Below are 1,997 nucleotides of genomic sequence, written 5' to 3' on the forward strand. Positions count from 1 at the left end.
CGGGCCGCCCCCGCCGCGGCGCTGCGCAACGCCGGCGACGTGATCGACCCCCGGACTCCCATGCCCGTCCGCCCCGCCGCCATCCTGATGCTGCTCGGCGGTGGCGCGGCGCTGCTCCCGGCGATCGGCGGCCTGCCCCTGTTCGGGTTTGCGAGCATGGCGCTGATCCTGGCAGGCGGCATCGCCGGCATGCCCTGGCTCGCGCGCACGCTGCTCGCGCCGCTCAGCCGCGGTTCCGGGCGGTCCGTCCCCGTCGACCTCGCCATCCGCCACCTCCACGGTGCCCCCGCCCAGGCCGCCACCGCGCTGTGCGGGATCGTCGCGAGCACCGCGCTGATGATCGCGATGGCGGTGATGGTCACCAGCTTTCGCGGCGCGGTCGATGAATGGCTGGGTCAGGTCCTTTCGGACGATCTTTATCTCCGGGTCGAGGGTGGCACCGGGCTCGATCCCACGGCGCAGGCCCGGTTGCGCACAGTGCCCGGCATCGCAGCGATCGCGTATAGCCGGCAGATCCCGCTGACGCTCGCGGCGGACCGGCCACCCGTCTCGCTGATCGCACGTCCGGTTGAAACCGATGGCCCCGACCCGAGCCTCGTACTCCTCGAAAGCGGACGCGCCCGCCCCGCCGACACCGCGCCGATCTGGATTTCGGAACCCGCAGCGCGGCTCTATGGCTGGTCGGTCGGCGACAGCGTCACGTTGCCGATCGCGGGCCGGTACGTCGTCGCAGGGATCTGGCGCGACTATGCCCGCCAGCAGGGCGCGATCATCGTCCGCGACACCGACTATACGCGCGCCACCGGCGACCGCACGCGGACCGAGGCGGCGATCACGCTTGCCCGCGGCGCGGATCCCCGCACCGTCGAGCGCGCGCTGACCGCGGCGGCGCCCCCGGCGCTCGCCGGCCTCGTCTCGATCGCGCGCCCGGCCACCCTGCGCCGCTATGCCCTCGAACTCTTCGATCGCAGTTTCGCCGTCACCTATCTGCTCGAGGGGGTCGCGATCCTTGTCGGGCTGGCCGGCGTCGCCGCGACCATGTCCGCGCAGACGATCGCCCGCACACGCGAATTCGGGATGCTCCGCCATATCGGCGTCGCAAAGCGGCAGATCGTCGCGATGCTGGCGACCGAGGGGGCGTTGCTCGGTCTCGTCGGCGGCATTGCCGGGATCACGCTCGGTGGGGTGATGGCACAGGTGCTTGTCCATGTGATCAATCCGCAGTCGTTCAACTGGACGATGGCAACGCGCATACCCTGGGGTAGCGTCGGCGGAGTAGCACTTGCGCTGATCGTTGCGGCGGCGGGTACCGCGGTGCTTGCCGGCCGGCGCGCGATCGCCGCCGATGCGGTCCGCATGGTCAGGGAGGACTGGTGATGCGCCCCGTGTTTACGTTTGCAGCGCTGGCGCTGACCGCCGCGACGCCGGCCGCGACCGGCTATCCCGTCGTCCGTCCCGGCGCCTCCTTCACCTTCCCGCGCGAACACGGCGCGCATCCGGCCTTCCGCACCGAATGGTGGTATGTCACCGGTCTGCTGAAGACGCAGGAGGGTCGCAACCTCGGCTTCCAGATCACCTTCTTCCGGACCACCCCGGGCACCGACGCGGCGAACCCCAGCCGCTTTGCCCCCAAGCAGATCCTGTTCGCGCACGCAGCGCTCTCCGACCCGAAGCTCGGCCATCTTCTGCACGGGGAGCGGGCGGCACGGGCGGGGTTCGGCCTGGCCCAGGCACGCATCGGCGATACCGACGTCACACTCAAGGACTGGCATATCCGCAGGCGACCCGACGGCCGGTTCACGACCACCGTTACCACCGGCGATTTCGCGCTGACGCTGACGCTGACACCGCGCCAGCCGCCCCTGCTCCAGGGGAACGCGGGGTACAGCCAGAAGGGTCCGCGGCCCGAACAGGCGAGCTATTATTACCCGATCCCGCATCTCGCGGTGGCGGGGCAGCTGGTGCGGAACGGCACACCGCAACGCGTTACCGGACAG

At 70.9% G+C, this 1,997-nt stretch carries 2 protein-coding genes; both read left to right on the forward strand.

Annotation, left to right across the window (positions count from 1 at the left end):
- The coding region (locus tag sphsw_RS13060) for an ABC transporter permease (protein WP_031440987.1) at positions 1-1,377 on the forward strand (1,377 nt) is incomplete at its 5' end.
- A partial coding sequence (locus tag sphsw_RS13065; RefSeq protein ID WP_042467254.1) for a carotenoid 1,2-hydratase occupies positions 1,377-1,997 on the forward strand: 621 nt, incomplete at its 3' end. The genes sphsw_RS13060 and sphsw_RS13065, both read left to right, overlap by 1 nt.

It is taken from the genome of Sphingomonas sp. FUKUSWIS1 (genome assembly GCF_000733135.1).
Taxonomy (GTDB): domain Bacteria; phylum Pseudomonadota; class Alphaproteobacteria; order Sphingomonadales; family Sphingomonadaceae; genus Sphingomonas; species Sphingomonas aerolata.